The following is a 22,037-nucleotide window of genomic DNA, read 5'->3' as shown; positions in this document are numbered from 1 at the left end:
TTTCCCGAATCAATGTAATTCATGCCAATTATATTGCAAATAATGCCATTTTCTATTATCATTATTTTAAGATATAAAACTCGTAATCATCCATTTTCAAATGAACTTTACCGGAATATGAGATCATGCATTCTAGGGAGGAAACTCATGGAGCAATATGTAAAAAAGGGCTATCTAAACAGCGAATTCCGCCTCTTCCATCTCACCGACCAGGAGACCCGCGAGGTAGAATACCACTATCATGACTTTGATAAGATCACCATCTTTATTAACGGACAGGTCAATTACATGATTGAAGGGAAATCCTACGCTTTAAAGCCTTACGATATTGTACTTGTACGGCATAATGACATTCACAAACTAACAGTGGACAACTCAAGCCTTTACGACCGGATTATCGTCTACATCTCGCCAAATTTCATGAACGCCTATAAGACAGACTCCTATGACCTCAGTTACTGTTTTCAAAAGGCAGAAGAAGAGCAGTCCAATGTCTTACGTATTCCTTCCCTTGAGAAGAGTTCCCTGTTCCGCTCCATTACCCGGCTTGAGCATTCCTTCTCCGATGACGGATATGCAGCCGAACTCTACCGCCAGGTTCTGTTCCTGGAATTCATGATCCATCTGAACCGTGCTGCCAGAAAGAACCGGCTGGAATTCATCGACACTGCCGGCAGCAACACGAAAATCCTGGATATCCTGCAGTATATCAATGAGAATCTGAGCGAAGAACTAAGTATAGATACCCTTGCAGAGCATTTTTACATCAGCAAATATTATATGATGAGACTATTCAAGCAGGAGACCGGCTATACTCTGGGACATTACATCTCACAGAAACGGCTCCTGCTTGCAAAAGAACTGATATTATCCGGCGTGCCAGGCGCGCAGGCTTGTTTTGATTGCGGTTTTAAAGATTATTCCACATTCTCCAGAGCTTATAAGAAATTCTTTGATGAATCCCCACGGGATACCTTGACTTTGTCATAGATCTCTACCGGGACGTAAGCCCTTACGAAGATTCCATCTTCCCGGTATTCTTCTTCCTGTAGTTCTCCGTATTTACGGATGAACTGGATCTTTCCTGCTTCCTGATAAGAATAAAGATTCTCAATAGCGATCTTCTGCTCTCTTAAGACCGCCTCTATCGTCTTAAGAAGTTCCGGAATGCCGGCAAATGTCTTCGCAGATATCTTCACCGTATAATCTGCGTGGAAATCCCGGATAATCTTATCACCATCCACCTTGTCTTGCTTATTGAATATCGTAATAATCGGCTTATCGGTCACTTCCAGATTCTGCAATGTCTCATACACCGTATACATCTGCTCATCCATCTGTGGATTCGCCGTATCTACCACATGTAAAATGATGTCGGCATACTTCGCCTCTTCAAGCGTACTGCGGAATGCCTCGATCAGATGATGCGGCAGTTTACGGATGAAGCCGACGGTATCCGTCAAAAGTATCTCCTGCCCGCTTGGCAGTTTCAATTCTCTGGTAGTTGGATCAAGGGTTGCGAATAACTTGTCCTCTGCAAGTATCCCTGCACCTGTCAACGCATTCAACAACGTAGACTTTCCTGCATTCGTATAACCAACAATTGCCGCAACAGGAACATGATTCCTGCTCCTCTGCTCCCTTGTTACTTCCCGGTGACGCTTCACATCTTTTAACTCTCGATTCAACTGGGCAATCCGGCTCTTAATCAATCTTCGGTCTATCTCCAGTTTCTTCTCACCCGGGCCTCTGGTTCCGATTCCACCGCCAAGCCTTGACATCGCCGTACCGAATCCGGTAAGCCGTGTCTGACGGTACTTAAGCTGAGCCAGTTCCACCTGGATCTTACCCTCACTGGTGGATGCCCTGGCAGCAAAGATATCCAGGATTACCAATGTACGGTCCATCACCTTCGCATCCAGTTCATCCTGAAGATTCTTCATCTGTGCCGGCGAAAGTTCATCATCACAAATAATACCTGTTGCGTCTAATTCCCACAACAGGTCTTTTACTTCTTCTATCTTTCCTTTTCCAATATAAGTTCCCGGATGCATCTGCTCCCTGTTCTGTATCACCATCCCCACAGTCTCGGCACCCGCTGTAGATGCCAGATCTCTTAACTCCTCCAGGGATTTTAAAGTATCATCCTGATCCGAGAGGCTTACGCCAACCAGAATAACGCGCTCCGTCTCTTTTGCCAAATCTATCATCTGCTATACCTCACTATACCCAATGCATTTTCCCGATAGCCGCACAGCACTCTATTGCCACCGGTATGTACTATCTCGTCTCCAGGAATTCCAATTCCTTCTGCGCAGCCGCATCATCCGGATAATCCGCAATATACTCCCTTAACTTCGTCTTGGCGCTCTCCCAGTCTTTGGACTGTTCGTACGCCGCGATCATATTATACCGCATCTCCCGGATCAATTCTTCGCTATTGTCTTTCATTTCAACTCCAATACGGAAATAATTCAGAGCCATCGTAGGATCATTCAGCCTAAGTTCACAGCATCCCAAAAAATTATAAAGTGTTCCCGTCTTCTTTGCACCATGATCTAACGCATCCTCAAATGCATCTAATGCACCTTCATAATCCGCCTGCTCCCACTTGGCAATCCCGATGCCACGATAGGCATCTCCTGTATTCACATCTTTTTCAATTGCCTTTTCAAATTGTTCGATTGCTTCTTTATACTGCCCATTCTCCAGATATTCTACTCCCTTTTCTGAGGGATTTCCCACACAGCCTGTCAGCCATAGCCCTGCAATCATCACAGACAGCATAATCCTGATACGCTTCATATTTCCTCCTATACAGTATATCTTGCTACCCATACAGCATTCAGGATTGCAGCGAACATAACACCTACTTCTGCCAATATCGCTTCCCACATACCAAAATACCCTATCACCGCAAGAATTAATATCAATACTTTTATAATCAGTGCAAAAGAAATATTCTGACTTACAACTCGAAGTGTCTCTTTTGCAATCTTAATGGCATCTACAATTCTGGGGAGTTCGTCTTCCATTAAGACAACATCTGCTGCCTCAACCGCAGCCGCCGCTCCCAATGCACCCATTGCAATTCCGACATCCGCTCTTGCCAGAACCGGTGCGTCATTAATACCATCTCCTACACACACCAGACGCTCCGTACTGTCCTGAAGACTTAAGAAATCCTCTACCTGCTCAAGTTTGTCTCCCGGCATCAGATCTGCATATACATAATCCATCTTTAGTTTCTTTGCTATCGGGACACTGCCACTCGCCGTATCTCCAGTAAGCATCACTAATACTGCATTACATTTATCTTTCAGATACCTGAGTGTATCTCTAGCATCTTCCTTGATCGAATCTGCGATCACAATATATCCTGCATATTTATCTCCAACTGCAACATAGACAACCGTGCCTAACTGATTAACATCATCACACAGTATCCTCTGCTTCTCCATCAATTTCTTATTGCCGACATAGACACGATTCCCTTCAAAAGTAGCATTCACTCCATATCCTGGAATCTCACGCATCCGGTAAACCTTGCCTTTATCAATCTTGCCACCATAAGCTTCCATCAGCGACAGAGCGATTGGATGATTCGAATAGCATTCTACATGCGCGGCAATCCTCAACAGTTCCTCATTCGATATGCCGACAGCCTTGACTTCCTTGACTTTGAATATTCCTTCTGTCAGAGTACCTGTCTTATCAAATATGAATGTATCCGCTTTCGCCAGATCTTCCAGATAATTACCACCCTTGACCACGATCCCCTGGCGGGCTGCAGACGCAATGCCCCCGAGAAATGCAATCGGTATGGACAGTACCAGACCACATGGACATGCCACTACAAGGAATATTAAGCCACGATAGATCCAGGTATCCCAATTCCCATAAGAAAATGATAATGGCGGATAGATCATGACTGCCAATGCGCACACCAGCATCACCGGTGTATAGATCTTAGAAAACCTCGTAATGAACGTCTCGCTCTCTGCCTTCTTATTCTGCGCATCCTCAACCATCTCCATGATTCTTGATACTGTTGAATCCACATATAATTCCAGCACTTTGGCTTCAATCACTCCACTCAAATTAATACAGCCGCTATAGATCTTATCTCCCGGCCACGCACTCTGAGGAATCGCTTCTCCTGTCAGTGCCTTCGTATCTATACTCGTCGTTCCTGACGTAATCACAGCATCCACCGGAATCCGTTCTCCCGGCTTTATCACAATCGTATGACCTGGCTTCAGAGCAGACGGATCTACCGTGAACTCCTTGCCATGAACCTTTCTGGTCGCATACTCCGGACGGATATTCAGCATCTCCTTAATATAACGCTTCGCATTATCTGTAGAATATGCTTCAAATATCATGCCCAGTTCAAAAAGAAGCATCACAAGTACACCCTCGACATATCTTCCGATTCCCAACGCTCCAATAGTCGCAAGAATAATCAGAGTATATTCCGTCAGGAACTTCTTCTGCATAATATCCTCCTGCAGCCTCTTAAATGCATCGAATCCAACAATCAGATATGCAATAAGAAACCATATGAACTTAGCACGGTCCGTCAACATATAATGTGTGGTCGCTGCTGCGGCACACACATAGATGATCACTCCCGTCAGATATATGATACCTCTTCTTTTTAATTCCTCAGTCATACTGTTTTTTCCCTTTTATAACTAACTGTTAACAACTATATGAAGATTATTCCGTAATATGCTCCATTCCCTGACTGATAATGGTCTGAATATGACCATCCGCCAAAGAATAATAGACCGTCTTCCCTTCTCTTCGGTTCTTCACCAGTTTCATCTGCTTCAAAACCCGAAGCTGATGTGAGATGGCCGACTGCGTCATCCCTAAGACCTCAGCAAGATCACAGACACACATCTCTGACTCCAACAGCACACACAGAATCTTAATCCTCGTTGGGTCTGCGAACACCTTATAGAAATCTGCCAGTTCCTTCAATCGTTCTTCCTCCGGCATCTTCTTTTGCACCATGCGTACCGCATCATCATGGACACATGTAACTTCGCAGCACTCGACTTCTGTCTTCTTCATACTATTCTTCCTTTCATGATGATAGACATACTTAATTGTGAAATTCTGCCTATTTGTTAATTATGCCAAATGGTGTCAGTTATTTCAACCATTTGGCATAAAATGAAACTAAAATTAATATTTTCGTAACTATTTCTTTCGTGTATACAGTACACGGATAGAGTTCAACACACACAGCATTGCAACTCCCGTATCAGCAAATACTGCCATCCACATATTCGCATATCCCGCGAATCCGAGAATCATAATTAAGAACTTAATCACCAATGCGAATACTACATTCTCCATTGCAATGGTTCCCGTTCTTCTGGCGATGCCGACTGCCTCCGGTATCGCATCCATCGAAGAGGTCATGAATACTACATCTGCCGCTTCTATGGCTGCATCTGCGCCGCTTCCCATCGCTGCTCCTACATCTGCTCCTGCAAGCACAGGTGCATCGTTAATACCATCTCCTACGAACATAACCGCACCATGCTTGCTTCGGATATCCTTAAGATGGCTTAATTTTTCCTGCGGAAGAAGCTGGGCGTGGACTTCGTCAATTCCCGTCTGCTTCGCCACTGCCATTGCATTATCTTTCGCATCTCCTGTCAGCATTGCAGTGATAAGATTCTGAGACTTCATCCTCTTTACTGCTCCAAATGCTTCTTCCTTGATTACATCTGCAACTACCAGATATCCCACCAGTTCTCCGTCTACCGCAACCAAAACCTCTGTCCCATAAGCATCACTTTGATATCTGCTGGTATCTACGTCATACATCTCAAGAAGTCCTCTGCTGCCACAAAGCACCGTTCCTTCCGGGAACACTGCCCGGATTCCCTTACCGGAGATCTCTTCCGCATCAGATGGTCTTACCAATGTAAGTCCCTGCTCTCTGGCTGCTGTTACAATACTTCTTCCGATCGGATGCGTAGAACTCAATTCACAATCTGCCGCCATTGTCAGAATCTGCTTCTCTGTAAGTCTCTTAAGCGCCACCGTCTTCTGTACTACAAAATTACCCTTCGTGATGGTTCCGGTTTTATCCATAACCACAGTTTTGATATCTTTCAGCGCTTCAATCGCTACTCCGCCTTTGAATAGGATTCCCTGCTTAGAACCAGCGCCTATTCCCGAGAAGAATGCCAGCGGAACACTTAATACCAGCGCACACGGACAACTGATAACCAAGAATGTAATCGCTGTATAGATCCAGTAATTCCAGTCCCCCGTTACCAGCGACGGAACAACCGCGGTAAATATCGCAGCAGCCACCACGATCGGAGTATAGATTCTGGCGAATTTCGTAATGAAACGGTCAATCTTCGGCTTGCTTGCCGCCGCGTTCTCCACAGAATCCAGGATACGGGTTACCATAGATTCACCAAGCGGCTTTTGCACCTCTAATTTCAAAACACCCAGATCATTCACACAGCCTGAATAGACTTCCGTTCCAGGATATACATTCACCGGAACCGGCTCTCCGGTTACAGGAGAAGTATCAATCTGGCTCTGTCCTTCTACAATCTTGCCATCCAGAGGAATTCTGTCTCCCGGGCGAATCAGAATAATATCTCCAACTTTTGCATCCTTCGCAGGAATACTCTCGACATCATTACCTCTGATCAGATTCACAACCTCCGGTCTTAGATCAACCGCTTCCATAATCTGAGAACGGCTGCGGCTTACCGCAATATCTTCGAACACTTCGCCGATCCGGTAGAACAGCATTACACCTACAGCTTCAGCAAAATCACCGATTGCGAATGCTGCCAGTGTTGCCACACTCATCAGGAAATTCTCATCAAATACATGCCCTTTTGCCAGATTCTTAACCGCAGTCCACACAATCTCCAATCCCAGAATCACATATGCCACTACGAACAGGATACTGCTGACAATAGAATCCGGCATCATATGTTCCAAAACTTCTCCGGCTGCAAATAACACTGCACCTGCTACTATCTTAAGAATCTCTTTCTTATTCTCCTCCAGCGGACTTTCTTTCTTCTTCGACGACACAGTATCTTCCCTAGGAATAACCAGTACATCCTCCTCAATCGAAGAACAGATTCTTCTGAATTCCGGGAGCAATTCATCCTGATGATCGGCGGCTACCGCCAACTGCTTGGTGGCATACGTGATTGTAGCTGCTTTCACACCTGGCAACTGCCGAATCTGTCGTTCCATCTTCGCTGCACAGTTGGCACAGCCAAGATTTTCAAGAATGTAGATTCGTTTCTCTACACCTTCCGGCATCGGTAATACTTCCTGCGGTTCTATCGCTTCATGATCGTGACCGCAGCAGCAATCTCCGTGATCGTGGTGATGGTGATGATGTTCATGCTCATGATGGTTGTGCCCACAGCCACATTCTTCCTCACAATCATGGTGATGATGGTGCTCATGCTCGTGGTCATATGTATCTTTCAATTCTTTTTCTTGCTCTCCCATAATTAGCCCTCCTGAATAATTTCTTATCAGTAATCCCTTGACATATGAACAATTATTCATATGTTCATGTTTTTTATTTAATCACGTAAGTGTATATTTGTCAATATATATTTCTCAATTTCGTAAAAACGTGGAACATTACAAAAAGAGCGTTAATTCCAATTCCGAAATTAACGCTCTTCGTATTTCAAAAATCTACCATCTCTGCTGATTCTCTCGACTATTCTCCACCGCACAGGAAATCGCTTCATTATACGTCGGGTGTGCCCGCATCGCATACATCAACTGCGAAGAGGTCAAGCCATTCGCAATCGCCGTAGCCAGTTCTCCAATCATATCCGTTGCACGATGACACATCAACTGCGCTCCAAGAAGCACATCACTATCAGCGGCAAATAATACCTTAATGAATCCTCTCTCATCTTTGGATATGATTGACTGTCCATTCACATCCATGACATACTTCCCACACCGAAGCGGGATTCCCTTCCTGCGTGCTTCTTCCTCTGTAATTCCCACAGACGCGATCTCAGGATCTGTATACAGACAGCTTGGTACAATCGAGATAGACGTAAACAGACAACTTGGCACCATCTCGATGATTACAGATGGGTTCACATCATTCATACGCTCTACTACATAGGTTGCCTGTGCAGATGCAACATGCGCCAACTGGATTCCTCCGATTACATCTCCGATTGCATAGACTCCCGGCATATTCGTCATGTAGAAATCATCTACCATGATTCTGCCCCTCTCCATCTTGATCGGAACATCCGGATCGAATAGGCCTTCCGTATTCGCAATTCTTCCTACGGATACCAGCACGGCATCTACTTTTGTTTCCTGATTCTTTCCCTGATATACATAACGACAGCACAAACCTTCTTCCTGCTTCGTTACTTCTTCCAATATACTCTCTTTACAGATCTTAATTCCGCGGCCCACCAGGATCTCCTCCAGCGCATCTGAGAATTCCCGATCCATATTCGGAAGCAGACGATCCGACAATTCCACAATCGTCACCTCACAGCCAAGGGCATTGAACACCGTGGCAAGTTCGATTCCGATCACGCCTCCGCCAAGAATCAGAAGCCTTTTATATCTGCTCTCATTGGATGTCAGCAATTCCTCGCTCGTCATAACGCCCGGCAGATCCATTCCCGGAATATCTATCATCCGTGCTTTCGCGCCTGTCGCAATCAGAATGTGTTTGCCCATATAATATTCGGTTGTCTGATCCGGCATCACAATCCTCACTCTTCTGTCACTTTGGATGGTTGCCATACCTCTTACGGTATCAATGCCAAGTTCTGCGAACTCTTTCTCTAGTTCCTCCCGCATCTTTGCCGCAGACAGATCCTTATATTCATAGATCTTCTGCAGATCGAACCCTACCTCTTTTGCAGACAGCCCAAACTTCTCACATTCTGTCATCTCACGGTATAGGGTTGCAGCATGCACCAATGCTTTGGTCGGGATGCATCCGCGATTGATGCAGGTTCCTCCAACTTCATTCTTATCAATAATGGCTACGGACATTCCCAGTTTCGCAGCCTTCTTTGCTGCCACATATCCGCCGGGACCTGCACCAATAATTACAAGGTCATATTGTTTTATCATCATATTCCTCCCTGTTATCTATTCAATCTGCCAGTCAATCGGTTCGATTCCATGCTCCTTAAGAAATGCATTCGTCTGACTAAACGGCTTGCTTCCAAAGAATCCTCTGTAGGCTGAAAGCGGACTTGGATGAGGAGCCTTCAGAATCAAATGCTTCGAATTCGTCAACATCTTCTCCTTCCGCTGCGCCGGCGCTCCCCAAAGTATAAATACAATCGGTCGATCCTGGCCGTTCAGTGCCATAATTGCAGCATCCGTGAATTCCTCCCAGCCGATTCCCCGATGGGAATTCGCCTGATGCGCCCGCACGGTAAGCACGGTATTGAGCATCAGCACTCCTTGCTCTGCCCATTTGGTCAGGCATCCGTGATTTGGAATCGTACAGCCCAGATCATCGTGAAGTTCCTGATAGATATTCACAAGGGACGGCGGAATCTCCACACCCTTCTTCACTGAGAAACACAGACCATGCGCCTGTCCATTGTTATGATAAGGATCTTGTCCCAGTATCACAACTTTTACACTATGTAACGGTGTCAGATGGAACGCATTAAAGATATCGTTCGCCGGAGGAAAGATCAGCCTTGTCTTATACTCCTGATTCACCGTTTCGAATAATTTCTTATAATATGGCTTCCGAAACTCTCCCTGGAGCGCTTCCAGCCAATCATTATTAATTGCCGCCATTGCTAATTACTCCTCTTATGTAATGAGCATACTGTACTATAAACGTACAGACACGCCTCTCTGATGAAGATATTCCTTCACCTCTTTGATCTCCAATTCTTTATAATGGAACAGAGATGCTGCAAGTGCTGCATCCGCATTACCATCTGTTAGTGCTTCATAGAAATGCTCTAAAGTTCCGGCACCTCCGGAAGCAATCACCGGAATGGATACTGCATCCGCAATGGCTCTGGTCAGTTCCAAATCATATCCTGCTTTCGTGCCATCACAATCCATGCTGGTAAGAAGAATCTCGCCTGCACCTAATGCCTCCACCTTCGAAGCCCACTCAAGCGCATCGATTCCTACATCCACACGTCCACCATTCTTATAGATATTCCAGCCGCTTCCATCTGCTCTCTTCTTCGCATCGATCGCGACTACCACGCACTGGCTTCCGAACTTATCTGCTGCATCCGAGATCAGCCTTGGTGTATTGATCGCAGATGAATTAATGGATATCTTATCCGCACCTTCTCTTAACAACGCCTTAAAATCATCCACTGTTCGGATACCGCCGCCTACCGTAAATGGAATAAATACCGTCTCCGCGACCTTGCGAACCATATCCACCACCGTCTCTCTGGCATCAGAAGACGCCGTAATATCCAGGAATACAAGTTCGTCCGCTCCCGCCTTATCATATGCTTTTCCAATCTCCACCGGATCTCCGGCATCTCTTAGATCCACAAAATTCACGCCTTTTACAACTCTGCCGTTATTGACATCCAGACATGGAATAATTCTCTTTGTATGCATACGTCCTATCCTCCGTCTATATTTCCACAAAATTCTGAAGTATCTGAAGTCCTACATCGCTGCTCTTCTCCGGATGGAACTGGCAGGCGAATACATTCCCCTGTTCAACCGAGGCATGAATATGCGTACTATACTCTGTCGTAGCTGTCACTATTCCTTCATCTGCAGCCTTCAGATAATAAGAATGCACAAAATATACATACGGTTCATCCGGCAGATTCTGGAGTAATCTTCCATGATTCTGAAGCGCAAGAGAATTCCATCCCATATGCGGAATCTTAAGTCCTTCCTGATCCGGTATCCGAAGGATCTCTCCCTTTAAGATGCCAAGCCCTTCGACGCCCGGCGCCTCATCGCTTCTTTCGAATAAAAGCTGCAGTCCCAGGCATATGCCAAGAAACGGCTTACCGCTGTCTACCACCTCATGAATCACATCACAAAGCCCATATTGGTGAAGTTTGCCCATGGCATCTCCAAAAGCACCTACTCCCGGAAGAATCACCTTATCTGCATTAAGGATCGTCTCTCTGTCTCTTGTGATCACCACGTCCTGCCCTAAGAGCAGCATGGCTTTCTCAACACTTTTGATATTGCCTGCATCGTAATCTAGTATTGCTATCAATGTCCTAATCCGCCTTTCCTTCATCTTCCCCCGTATCTGATACTTTTATACGCATCTTATAACAACGGCTTACATTACTATGCGCTTATTGTACATCAAGTTCAAACCAGAATTCAACACCATTGTCATAATTATTTACCCCATACTCCTGATGGAAGGATTCCATGATGGCTTTCACGATAGACAGACCGATTCCATTGCCTCCATATTCTCTTGTATGTGCCTTATCCACTTTGTAGAATTTGTCCCAGATATGCTCTACATCCTCCCCGGGTATCGGATTGCCGGTATTGAAGACAGTCACTTTTGCCTTGCCGCTTTCCACCTGTATCTTCACTTCTACAATCTTTTCTTCATTCACATGATGGAAGGCATTGCTGACATAATTACGAACCACCTGCTCTACCTTGAATTCATCTGCCCACACATAGACCGGGTCTGCCTGCCGGAAGATGACATGAATATTCTCCTGCTGCGCAAGAATCTCCATACTTTGCAGGACTCCACCCACAAGTTCTGTCAGATTGAACCGTTCGAATACGATATCATCATCCCCGAATTCCAATTGGTTCAACTCCAGCAGATTCTTCACCATCTGATTCATCTTCACGGCTTCATCCATGATCACATCACAATAGAACTCCCTGCTCTCAGGGTCATCACTGACGCCCTCTTTCAGTCCTTCTGCGTATCCCTGGATCAATGCGATCGGAGTCTTCAATTCATGGGATACATTTCCCAGGAATTCGTTGCGCATCTGTTCCAACTTGTCCTTCTGCTCAATGTCCTCCATCAGCCGGTTATTCGCACTCTTAAGTTCTGATATCGTACTTTCTAACTTCTCAGACATCCGATTGAAGTTCGCTCCCAGTTCTCCGATCTCGTTGCTGCCTCCGCTGGTGTATTTGGCATCGAATTCCAGGTCAGCCATACGGTCAGACAATGCTGCAAGTTCCAGGATCGGATCTGTAAGTTTCTTCGAAAAATACCAAATTGACACGACGGCCAATAGAATCAATATGCTTCCAATATAAAGGAGAAAACGATTCGAGATTGCCGCACTTTCCTTAATGCTTTCTAATGGGCTTCTGAGCAAGAACTGGCTTCCATCATCAAGCGTCCCCCACATCTCGATATAATCCGTCTTATTCCAGGGATCATAAGACTGATTAATCTGATAAACATCTGTACTTTCTAATACTTCGCTCTTTTTCTGTGCCTGGTTCAACAGATATCCAATCAATTGATTCTTAAGCTGATCCTTGTCATGCACATTCGTATGCACTCTGCCTGATCCATCCTCTACAAGATAGGATATGTTGTATTTTTCAGCCATATAGAACAGATTCCCTGATATCGCCTCATCCCCCAGACTGCCTGCTTCTGTCGCCTGATTCAGTTCCTCGTATATATCAATAAACTGCATCTCTTTATTACCGATATAATATGGTTCCAAGAACTTCACGTTAATGATAAAAAGTGCTGCCACAAGAAAAACCAGAAGTCCCAGGAAGACGGTAATCATCTGCCGCTTGATAGAATGCTTCATCTTATTCCACCTCGAATTTGTATCCCATGCCCCAGATTGTCTTGATATAATTGCCTTTGTCACCCAACTTGCTTCTTAACTTCTTCACATGGGTATCAATGGTTCTTGCATCACCAAAGTAATCATAATTCCATACATTATTCAGGATCTTCTCTCTGGACAATGCAATCCCCTGATTCTCGACAAAATACGCCAACAATTCAAACTCCTTAAAACTAAGTTCGATCTCTTTCCCATCGATCTTCACCTGATGTGCAGACTTGTCAATACAGATCCCACCGGCATCTACCGTCTCTGATATATCCAACGCATGAGAGCGCCTTAAGATTGCCTCTACCCTTGCCACAAGGATCTTCGGACTGAACGGCTTTGAGATATACTCATCCACTCCCAATTCAAAGCCCTGCAGTTCATCCCGTTCTTCAGAGCGAGCCGTAAGCATAATGATCGGCACCTTGGAAGACTGACGTACTTCTCGGCACACCTGCCATCCATCCATCTTCGGCATCATTACATCCAGGATAAGTAACGCTATCTCTTTATCCTCATAGAAGCGTTCCATCGCCTCTATGCCATCTGCTGCCTCCAGCACCTGATACCCCTTCCGTTCCAGAAAATCCCGGACTAATTTGCGCATTCTGCTCTCATCATCTACTACCAATATCTTAATCTTCTCCATATCGTACAACCTCCATCCGAAGTTCTTGAATCCACTGACTATATATCATCCTGTAACGCACACTCACCCAAAAGCGTGTACCACAAGAAACTCATATAAGTGTATCATACCAGGTAAATATGTCATTTGTGTGAAAATATTGAATTCTCCGGATAATTATCCTTCTCTTCCACTCCACTCTCAGTACTTCAGATCCAGAGAACTGTCCAGCATATAGACTCCGCTTACAGTCTCATCCTCCAGCATCTTAAGCAATTCCTGCTTCGTGGCATAGACCACCGTTCCGTAACTATTAACTCCATTCTCTTCTATATAATGAAGCGCCGATTGATATTTTACCTTATTCACAACATTCTCACCCGGAACATCCGAATCAAATATTCCCAGGAATTTCTCATGATCCATCATGTAATTCAACATAGACATCACATGTTTCTCATACACCTCTGCCGGAGCATTGTCATAATCCTCATACTGGAACACATCCAGATACGGATATTTCTCCTGGTCATAACAATCTGTCAATACATATCCCGCCTGCTTCGGGCAGAATCCCCAGTAACCTCCCGAATGACCATCATCATCTACCATAAGCGGACAATATAGATAATAGGCATCGTATTTCCCCATGAATTCTATCAGTTCTTCAAGATTCTTCGTATCATCAAACGAGATTGCCGCACGTATCATCATCGCCTCAGGAATATCCTCTAATTTTTTTCGTGCATCCTCTGCCTTCATCGCGCAGCTTCCTCCCTGTTGCCGGTATGTGAACGCATTATCAGGAAAATCTGACCGGTTCCAGTTCAGATCCTGACGATAGAGATGGTTCCTTACCAGTTCCAGTGGATGATGTGTAATCTCTCCATTAATCTGGGTCTGAACGTCTATCGTATATCTGCCATATCCTTCCGGTCTGATCCCCACATCTGCGAATCCTTTATCCCCACAGAACAACTCCATGTATACCGACATCGTCAACTGGAACGGAGAATATATGACAGCCGACTGTGTCTCTTCATCCACAATCTCAATATTTTCAGACGGATTGTAACACACTTTGTCAAGCAGCGGAGATAGACCATACAACAGCAGAAGTACTACGACAATCACCACTGCACCGGTAACCGCTGCATATCTTCGAAATTTCCTGCTGACAGCCTTAGATACCTCTTTGCTTAAGTCCTGCCTCTTTAAGTCCCTAGATCTCGCCCCTTTTCCCTGTTCGTCTTTACGCTCCTCGTCGCCCTCTTCCTCGTATAATTCCTGATCCAGGCTATCATCCAGATGTCCAAGCAGCACCTGCATCTTCTCAAGATCCTCCCGAATCTGTTCCGCCTCTTCTTTTCCCAACTCACCACTTAGATATTTTCGAAATCTCTCTTCATATCTCATACCTTCACCTGCTTTCTATTCTTTATACCTATCCTTCATTTTCATCCAACATTCTCTTAAGTTTCTGCTTGGCACGATATAGGATTACTCTTGTGTTACTGTAACTTAGATTCAGGACTCTGCTGATTGCATCCTGAGATAATCCGGCAAAATAATAGAGTTCTACCGCCTCGCGTTCCGTATCCTTGAGCCTTAGGATCGCCCGGTATAGTCTCTGATTCTGCTCTTTCCTGATTATCTGCTCCAGGATCTCTTCTCCTCCATCCGTTACCTCTGATTCTTCCCATCCGGCAATCCTTTTCTCTCTGCGCCATAGATCCAGATACAGATTCCTCGCTACTACCAGAAGCCATGGCAGCATCGCATCCCCTGCTTTCTCCGCTGTACAGAATGCTTTAAGGAATGTCTCCTGCATCAGATCCTCCGCCAGCGCATGGTTGTGACAAAGGGAATAGAGATAGAGGTAGACTTGCTTTGTGTATTTGCGGTATAGCACTTCTAATATATCTTTTTCCACTTTATCACCTCCTCGTATAAGATAAACGAATAACCGGGAAAAATGTTACGCGTCTATCCATATTAATTTTATAATTAGATTCAACTCAAAAGCCCAAAAATAGGCATGCCAGATTTTTATTTCCGATGTGTCTTATGTTTTGACTGTAATTGACAAATTATACCTTAAAATTTATACTAAGTATGTGCTACCTAAGATGGTAGGCGGTTAGTCCTTCTATCGTGAGACTAGACTCATGTTTATCTTATAGATATCCTTTCGAGGAAATATTGCGAAAGGAGGACGTTAGTATATGATTACATACTCAGACCTATTTACTTATACAATAGTAATCTTTACTATTCTTGCGTTTGCGTTTAACAACAAAAGCAAAAGAAAATAACCGCCCTAGCGACCAAACTAAGCGGTTATAATCTTGTATTATATTCAATTACTTGGGGCTAACCGTCTGCAATAGGTAGCACCTTTAATAAGTCAATATCTTTTCCTTTAATTATTATAAATCGGTCTAGACCATTTTTCAACACTTTTGTTGAATTTCTCGTCCTCTTTCAGCCTCCTTTCATTTTGTCTATGTTTAATTCATTCCTATTCCTGTCCCATAAAAGGCTCTGAGACACACCAGAACGCTCACGGAGCAACTTTACGGTTGGACATGAGGAATTGCCTTATAAATTCAGATGCTAAAATAAGCCTACAAAGCAAAATATTTGCAAATAAAAAAATCGCTCAACCCTTGATTTTTCTGGATTTAAAGCGATTTTTTAAGTGGACCTGGCGGGAGTTGAACCCGCGTCCGAAAGCCCATCCATCGAAGCATCTCCCATCACAGTCATTATATTAACATTCCCTCCATCAGTCACCTAATGACAGGTTACCGACTTTAGTAGCTTCATAGATTCTTCCATCTCCTCAAAGCTTTGGAAACGAAGTGCTCCGCCTCGTTGAAGCCGGTTACCGGGGCAGCGGATGACCCTGGGCCGACTGCCGCCTAATTAGGCAGCGTACGCTAATTCTCTATTGTCTGCGTTTATATTTAATTGGAACTTTTATCGTAGTGTCCCGCTACGGATGGCTTCTTCCACTTCCAGACCCCCGTCGAAACCAGTACAAGCCCTGAATAATGCTGTATCTCTGGTTTGCAGACGAATCTTTTCATTAGGTATATCCTATTATATGAACGGATATTCCTTTTGTCAAGCCACTTTTTCCTGGCAATACCTGGTGCCATCTATCTTCGATCGCGTTTCAGGCGAAGTTTCAGTTCTTCCATAATCTCTTTGTGATGTCTGGATTCCATCTTCGGGAATGCTTTCGCAAGACGTCTGCTGACTCTCGTGCTGCGTTCTGCCAGTTCCGCATATCTGTTCTTCAACTCTGCTATGCGAACTTTCTGCTCTTCCATGCGAACTTTCTGCTCCTCCATGCGAACTTTCTGCTCCTCCATGCGGATTCTCTCTTCGATGCGGTTTCTCTGTTCTTCGATATAATTCTTCCGCTCTTCGAAACGACTCTTCTGCTCCTCTGTAGCATTTTCCAGTTTCTCACGCATCTCCACAGCAAGAGAATCCATCTGCTGCTTCGTCTCATCTAACTTTTCGCGCAGATCCAATACAGCAGAATCCAACTGTTTCTTTTTCTCCTCTGAGAATTCCATGGTCTCCATGACATTTTCGTGGATATTCTCTCCAACTTTGTCGGAGATCTCCCGCAACTCTGCCGCAATCTTCTCCATCGCATCCAGCCTTTTGTTCAGTTTCAGAATTGCAGATGCAGTCACATACAAATCAGCGAACAGCACCGTTCCCAACACAACAATCAACACAATTCCTGCCGTCAGTGGTATAAGCGCAAGTGCATTGTGAATCATAGGATGGATCACTTTCACAATCGCCACACATGCAACGCCCCACACAAGCGAGAACAACAGGCATACATATCCCCCGATATTCAACGGCTGATTCGAATAATCCCACCATTTATGATGGAATATCTTATCCATCAGATATCCGGTCAGTCCCTCAATCAGCGTTACCAGTACCGTGGACACGATATACAAAAGTATCAGATTATTCTCCACAGGCTCCAAAAACATTACCACCACGCCGACTCCTACTCCATAGATCGGACAAATCGGTCCATTTAAAAAACCTCGGTTTACGAATCTTAGTTCCTTCGTTGTAGCATAAGCCACCTCCGTACACCATCCCAGGAATCCATATGTAAAAAAGTATAAGACAAAAAAGTATAACTGCATACATTACCTCCGATTCTAAAGTCCTAAAGTCCTAACATATGAATTACAGTATACTTCACATTGCCATCTTCGTCAAATAGTGATATTATATACGAGTAATAGATAATAATTATCAATAACACTTAAGAGGAGCAATGAAAATGACACTAAAGCAAGGGAAAAATAACCAGACCTACCGTGTCGAATCCATCGACATCGAATTACAGCTTGAGCGCCGTCTGGAAGCCCTGGGACTTACAGAAGGTTCCTTAATTACCATACTGAACAATGATAAAAAAGGTTCTCTCACCGCCAAATTCCGTGGCACCCGATTTGCACTCGGCAGAAGAATTGCAGACCATATCGAAGTTACGGAGGTACAGGCATCATGAGCAATACAATCAATGTCGGATTCATCGGCAATCCGAACTGTGGAAAAACCACTCTTTTTAACGCATTTACCGGAGCGAACCTGAAAGTCGCCAACTGGCCCGGCGTTACCGTCGAGAAGAAAGAGGGCAAGACTGTCTATCAGGGACAGGAATTCAAATTAATCGACCTGCCTGGTATCTATAGTCTGACATCCTATACAATGGAAGAAACCGTCTCCCGTGAATGTATCATGAGCGACGAAGTAGATGTCATAGTTGACGTCATTGATGCATCCAGCCTGGAGCGGAACCTCTATCTGACACTCCAGTTGATCGAACTTGGCAAGCCGGTCGTGCTTGCTCTGAACATGATGGACATCGTAGAAGAGCGCGGCATGGAGATCGACCTCCACCGACTGCCTGAGATGCTTGGCGTACCTGCTATCCCAGTATCTGCCAGGAAGAAGACCGGACTCTCCATCCTGCTTCATGCAGTTGCCCATCACAACGAATATGCCAAGCAGGGACCTTTCATTCATCATCACACGGGCAAATCCTCTGCCCATGTACACAATCACCATGAAGAATATGCCATGGTGTACGAAGATTATATCGAAGACAAGATCGACATCATCATGGGAAGGCTTAACGAGAATTACCCAGAGATGCACAACAAACGCTGGCACGCCATCAAATTACTGGAAAAAGATAAAGGCGTAACCGAGAATCACCCTCTTAACCTGGAGGATGTGATCGACCGCAGTTACGAAAAAGACATCATTAATCAGAAATATGATTTTATCGAAGAAGTCATTGCAGAAGTGCTGGTTAACAAATCCAGAAAAGAAGAAGCCACTGACAAGATTGACCACTATCTTACCCACCGCTGGCTCGGTCTTCCAATCTTTCTTGGAATTATGGCGCTGGTCTTCTTCTTAACCTTTACAATCGGCGACTGGCTAAAAGGGTATTTTGAGATTGCATTAGAAGAAATCTCTTCGTTTGCAGCAAACGGACTTACTGCCATTCATGTAAGCCCTATGCTTCAATCTCTGATCATTGATGGAATTATCTCCGGTGTGGGAGGAATCCTTACCTTCCTTCCGAACATCTTTATATTGTTCCTGGCACTGGCATTGCTGGAAGACAGCGGATATATGGCAAGAGTAGCATTCGTCATGGACGATATCATGAGCAGGCTTGGATTATCAGGACGAGCGTTCCTTCCACTTCTTCTCGGATTCGGCTGCTCTGTACCTGCTATTATGGCCTCCAGAGCACTGGAGCATAAACATGACCGTTTCAAGACGATACTGGTCACGCCATTCATGTCGTGCAGCGCAAGGCTTCCAATCTATGTCTTGTTTTCCTCTATGTTCTTCGGAAAACAGGCAATGCTCGTCTGCTACTCCATGTATCTTCTTGGAATCGTAATTGCAATTGCGACAGCATACATACTATCCAAATTAGACGGAAGCAAGGCAGAACATGCACTTCTCATCGAATTACCGGAATATAAATCTCCCAATGCACGTACCATAGGCATCTATGTATGGGAGAAGATCAAAGACTATTTAACCAAAGCCGGAACCGTAATCTTCATTGCGTCCGTAATCATGTGGTGCATCTTAAACTTCGGTCCTCATGGCTATGTAACGGATATTAGCCAAAGTTTCGGCTCCGTTATCGGGAAAGCAGTTGTTCCACTCTTCAAGCCGGCAGGACTTGGATATTGGCAGATTATCGTAGCATTAATCGCAGGAATTGCCGCCAAAGAAATGGTGGTATCCAGCTGCAGCGTATTATTCGGAATCCAGAATATTACTACCGCACACGGCATGGATGCCATGGTAGCCACTCTGGCTTCTATGGGGTTCGGCGCCGCGAATGCTTATGCATTAATGGTATTCTGCCTGTTGTATGTTCCTTGCACGGCAACGATTGCTACGATCCACCGGGAACTTAAGAGTTGGAAGTCTACTTTTGGAATTATTCTGTTCCAATTAGGGATGGCATGGGTTATGAGTGTGATTGTGTATCATATTGGGGTGTTGTTTTAAGGCCGAATTTGGTTTATGAAGAGTTTTTAGAAAAGTGTACGGCAGAGAGGGCGGGTATGGTGGGGCGGATCCGACTCCAATCGCCTACAAGCCGTAAGTTCAAGAGAACTAGGAAATCGGGAATCGAATGTATTCACCGGACAAATCTGAAAGATTTCCCCGGCTCAGACATTCTTGAATTCTGTGCTTGTGGCACAGAATTCATCCTGATTTTCTATCTCTCTTTCACTAACGGTTTGTACGGCTCTTCTACGAATCCGCCCCACCATACCGCCCTCTCTGCCTGACATTCTTATGTGCGACTCTTAATAAACCGGGGAGATTCTTATGCGGGTGCGAGTAGAATGATATTGGTAAAATAACATTTCGGGAGTGTGAAGAATTTTGCAATATAAGTTGAAGGACCCACATAGTTGTTCCAATCTTTCCTAGGGCATGTAATTTCGAGCCGCACAATCTATTGCCCTACCAATAACGTTCCACACACATCCCCGCCTGAATCCTCCCGGTGGGAAAAACTTGAGGATGCAGGAATATCAGGTGCAAGAGCAGGGAAGTTATGGACTGTGACCGTATCATTTCACCTTAGACCTCGTTGCAGAAAAAAATACCGTCAGTTCGTACGAAACCAGGACCACAAGTCCTGGTTTCGAGGGCATCTGAGTCGTAAGACCATCAAGGGCTTACGGCGAATATGTCCGGTTAGAACTAACGGTATTTTTTTCTGTTACGAGGTCTTAGCGAAATGATCCGGCCACAGCCCATAACTTTCCTACCCTTGCACCGTACACTTCCAATACTCTAATTTCACCACCAAATTCACATCCTATTCTGCATATGAAGATATGGTATCTCAATCGGATCAATCGGGTCGATCGGATTCTCAATCTGTCCTTTCACTTTTCTCTTATGGCGCCTTAGCAATTCGCCGCCCTTATTATAGAACCAGAAGGAGTACGTCAATATCTTATTCGCCTTCCCCATCTTCTCCTTCGTCGTCTTCCCATAAAGCGTACCGCCCACTCCGATTGGTACTTTCTTACGAATCAGGGATATCAGTTCCGTCTCACAGGTTACATGCTCCGGCAATTCCGTATACGCCATAGACACACAGTCTAACTTATGAGCATCACTTCCGCCGATCCCTGGCTTCTTATACTTCATAGCAAGTTTCATAGCCCCCATATTAGACTCTTCTGATTCGCAGGCATTGAATGCCTCGATAAAATCAAATCTCTTAATAATCTCCGGAGACTTGTAGTATTTCTTCGTGTTCGTGAAACTTAAGTACTTCTCACCGCATGGATGAGCCGGTCCCAGGATTCCACCGTGACGGTGTACAAAATCAATCAGCGCGCTCACCGGCAGCCCTCTTAATTCCAGGAGTCTCATCTTCACTCCTTCCGGCATGATACAGATGATATGACCCGCATCACAGGTATCATACTCAATTCCTTTTAACACCACAAAGTCTTCATGAACCTTGCCTTTCATATTATACTTCCAATGACGGTATCCCTTGTAGGTATCATGGTCTGTAATCAGCATACCGTCGAATCCATGCTCTTTCAACTTCGTGATATATTCATCCAGACCTACTTTACTGTCTAGAGAGCCCTCTTTTACGTGACAATGCATATCTATTTTCATACCAAGGCCTCCTTCATTCATATTCTAAAATTATTATATCACATTTACCTTTTAAAATACAACTAACCGGACCTTCATGGCGGATTTTCCCTCACGACACATCTGACATAACCTCTCTTTTATACTGCTATCTTCTTATTGATTATAAATTCTCTTCAGCATTCACAGAGTGCCGCACAACCAACGCACATATACACCATATCACCATATAAGTATATTCCGGAATCTCCACCTCCGCAAAACTGTATAGAATCATCACCATAATCTGAATCAAAACGCCCGCCAGTACAACCAATAACCTCATTCTTTTACTCATAATAAAGCACCTC

The 22,037-nt window shown here is 44.7% G+C and carries 20 protein-coding genes and 1 other RNA gene; 3 read left to right on the top strand and 18 right to left on the bottom strand.

All coding sequences use genetic code 11. The features are described 5' to 3' along the window. Window positions 1-147 precede the first annotated feature (147 nt). Window positions 148-990 carry an AraC family transcriptional regulator gene (locus ACQRBN_RS03695; RefSeq protein WP_427737620.1) on the top strand — a complete coding sequence of 281 codons (843 nt, stop codon included), beginning with the start codon at window positions 148-150 and terminating at the stop codon, window positions 988-990. On the opposite strand, the gene hflX is transcribed toward ACQRBN_RS03695, so the two are convergent. From hflX to ACQRBN_RS03620, 15 genes are all read right to left on the bottom strand, one after another. After that, window positions 939-2,210, bottom strand: a complete 1,272-nt coding sequence (hflX, locus tag ACQRBN_RS03690; RefSeq protein ID WP_427737618.1) for a GTPase HflX — start codon at window positions 2,208-2,210, stop codon at window positions 939-941. The two genes, ACQRBN_RS03695 and hflX, sit on opposite strands and share 52 nt — an antisense overlap. 70 nt (window positions 2,211-2,280) lie before the next feature. Then, window positions 2,281-2,805: a tetratricopeptide repeat protein gene (locus ACQRBN_RS03685; RefSeq protein WP_427737616.1), complete on the bottom strand. Its 525-nt coding sequence runs from the start codon at window positions 2,803-2,805 to the stop codon at window positions 2,281-2,283. Window positions 2,806-2,813: 8 nt separating this feature from the next. Continuing rightward, on the bottom strand, window positions 2,814-4,676 hold the full coding sequence (locus ACQRBN_RS03680; RefSeq protein WP_427737615.1) for a heavy metal translocating P-type ATPase: 1,863 nt from the start codon (window positions 4,674-4,676) through the stop codon (window positions 2,814-2,816). A 46-nt stretch (window positions 4,677-4,722) separates the two neighbouring features. Beyond that, complete coding sequence (locus tag ACQRBN_RS03675) at window positions 4,723-5,082, bottom strand: ArsR/SmtB family transcription factor (RefSeq protein ID WP_427737614.1); 360 nt, start codon at window positions 5,080-5,082, stop codon at window positions 4,723-4,725. Window positions 5,083-5,211: 129 nt separating this feature from the next. Further along, a complete protein-coding gene (locus ACQRBN_RS03670; RefSeq protein ID WP_427737613.1) occupies window positions 5,212-7,521 on the bottom strand; it encodes a heavy metal translocating P-type ATPase in 2,310 nt (769 codons plus the stop codon). Window positions 7,522-7,716: 195 nt separating this feature from the next. Then, complete coding sequence (gene lpdA / locus ACQRBN_RS03665) at window positions 7,717-9,147, bottom strand: dihydrolipoyl dehydrogenase (RefSeq protein WP_427737612.1); 1,431 nt, start codon at window positions 9,145-9,147, stop codon at window positions 7,717-7,719. Between the two features lie 15 nt (window positions 9,148-9,162). Continuing rightward, entirely contained in the window at window positions 9,163-9,831 is a 669-nt protein-coding gene (locus tag ACQRBN_RS03660) for a uracil-DNA glycosylase (protein WP_427737611.1), read from the bottom strand. A 36-nt stretch (window positions 9,832-9,867) separates the two neighbouring features. After that, a complete protein-coding gene (gene hisF, locus ACQRBN_RS03655) occupies window positions 9,868-10,629 on the bottom strand; it encodes an imidazole glycerol phosphate synthase subunit HisF (RefSeq protein WP_427737610.1) in 762 nt (253 codons plus the stop codon). Between the two features lie 16 nt (window positions 10,630-10,645). Then, window positions 10,646-11,251 carry an imidazole glycerol phosphate synthase subunit HisH gene (gene hisH, locus ACQRBN_RS03650; protein ID WP_427737609.1) on the bottom strand — a complete coding sequence of 202 codons (606 nt, stop codon included), beginning with the start codon at window positions 11,249-11,251 and terminating at the stop codon, window positions 10,646-10,648. Between the two features lie 85 nt (window positions 11,252-11,336). After that, complete coding sequence (locus ACQRBN_RS03645; RefSeq protein ID WP_427737608.1) at window positions 11,337-12,800, bottom strand: ATP-binding protein; 1,464 nt, start codon at window positions 12,798-12,800, stop codon at window positions 11,337-11,339. Between the two features lies 1 nt (window position 12,801). Further along, window positions 12,802-13,479 (bottom strand): response regulator transcription factor, encoded by a 678-nt coding sequence (locus tag ACQRBN_RS03640; RefSeq protein WP_427737606.1) that lies wholly within the window; start codon window positions 13,477-13,479, stop codon window positions 12,802-12,804. Window positions 13,480-13,659: 180 nt separating this feature from the next. Next, entirely contained in the window at window positions 13,660-14,874 is a 1,215-nt protein-coding gene (locus ACQRBN_RS03635) for an anti sigma factor C-terminal domain-containing protein (protein WP_427737605.1), read from the bottom strand. 28 nt (window positions 14,875-14,902) lie between these two features. After that, the gene (locus ACQRBN_RS03630) at window positions 14,903-15,391 is read right to left on the bottom strand and encodes an RNA polymerase sigma factor (RefSeq protein WP_427737604.1); all 489 of its coding nucleotides are present in this window, start codon (window positions 15,389-15,391) and stop codon (window positions 14,903-14,905) included. Between the two features lie 766 nt (window positions 15,392-16,157). Next, window positions 16,158-16,508, bottom strand: a transfer-messenger RNA (tmRNA) gene (gene ssrA, locus ACQRBN_RS03625). A gap of 114 nt (window positions 16,509-16,622) precedes the next feature. Further along, window positions 16,623-17,648: a putative ABC transporter permease gene (locus ACQRBN_RS03620; RefSeq protein WP_427737603.1), complete on the bottom strand. Its 1,026-nt coding sequence runs from the start codon at window positions 17,646-17,648 to the stop codon at window positions 16,623-16,625. A 140-nt stretch (window positions 17,649-17,788) separates the two neighbouring features. Between ACQRBN_RS03620 and ACQRBN_RS03615 the strand changes: the two genes are divergently transcribed. Both ACQRBN_RS03615 and feoB read left to right on the top strand, forming a co-directional pair. Continuing rightward, on the top strand, window positions 17,789-18,019 hold the full coding sequence (locus ACQRBN_RS03615) for a FeoA family protein (RefSeq protein ID WP_427737602.1): 231 nt from the start codon (window positions 17,789-17,791) through the stop codon (window positions 18,017-18,019). Continuing rightward, window positions 18,016-20,058, top strand: coding sequence for a ferrous iron transport protein B (gene feoB, locus ACQRBN_RS03610; protein ID WP_427737600.1), 2,043 nt, complete (start codon window positions 18,016-18,018; stop codon window positions 20,056-20,058). Before ACQRBN_RS03615 ends, feoB begins: the two co-directional genes overlap by 4 nt. 164 nt (window positions 20,059-20,222) lie before the next feature. Here the strand turns inward: feoB and ACQRBN_RS03605 are convergent, their stop codons facing one another. The 3 genes from ACQRBN_RS03605 to ACQRBN_RS03595 all read right to left on the bottom strand — a co-directional run bounded on the left by ACQRBN_RS03605 (window position 20,223) and on the right by ACQRBN_RS03595 (window position 22,024). Then, window positions 20,223-20,348, bottom strand: a complete 126-nt coding sequence (locus ACQRBN_RS03605) for a hypothetical protein (RefSeq protein WP_427737599.1) — start codon at window positions 20,346-20,348, stop codon at window positions 20,223-20,225. 529 nt (window positions 20,349-20,877) lie between these two features. Beyond that, complete coding sequence (locus tag ACQRBN_RS03600; RefSeq protein ID WP_427737597.1) at window positions 20,878-21,708, bottom strand: PHP domain-containing protein; 831 nt, start codon at window positions 21,706-21,708, stop codon at window positions 20,878-20,880. Window positions 21,709-21,850: 142 nt separating this feature from the next. Continuing rightward, complete coding sequence (locus ACQRBN_RS03595; protein ID WP_427737596.1) at window positions 21,851-22,024, bottom strand: hypothetical protein; 174 nt, start codon at window positions 22,022-22,024, stop codon at window positions 21,851-21,853. Window positions 22,025-22,037: the final 13 nt, after the last annotated feature.

This window comes from Bariatricus sp. SGI.154, assembly GCF_050313795.1.
Lineage (GTDB): Bacteria > Bacillota > Clostridia > Lachnospirales > Lachnospiraceae > CAMBRQ01.
Note: the sequence above shows the minus strand (reverse complement) of the source record. Positions and strands in the feature narration are given on the sequence as shown.